The sequence below is a fragment of the Bacillus sp. HY001 genome (assembly GCF_007558965.1).
In the GTDB taxonomy this organism is placed as follows: domain Bacteria; phylum Bacillota; class Bacilli; order Bacillales; family Bacillaceae_G; genus Bacillus_A; species Bacillus_A mobilis.
On record NZ_VLTE01000321.1, the window covers coordinates 1 to 279 of the forward strand.

At 35.8% G+C, this 279-nt stretch carries 1 pseudogene; it reads left to right on the forward strand.

What is annotated here, in order from left to right:
- Positions 1-64: 64 nt before the first annotated feature.
- Positions 65-279, forward strand: a pseudogene (locus tag FOT98_RS31540) (S-(hydroxymethyl)glutathione synthase); the annotation flags it as partial.

The following is a 279-nucleotide window of genomic DNA, read 5'->3' on the forward strand; positions in this document are numbered from 1 at the left end:
GAGTCAATCCGTACGATGTTAACATATGAAAAATAATGAGTATATTCAAGGAGGATAACGACATATGACTACCACTAAATTACATCCAAGATTAGATAACGGGATTAATGATTATCCAGTAGTAAAAGACTTTGCAGGAGGAACATTAAAGTGTCTCTGTGAATCAAATAAAGTAGAAGTCAAGGTAGATTCGCAAACAATGCACAACCATGCATGTGGTTGTTCTAAGTGCTGGAAACCAGAAGAATCCATTTTTTCTATAGTAGCTGTAGTACCTCG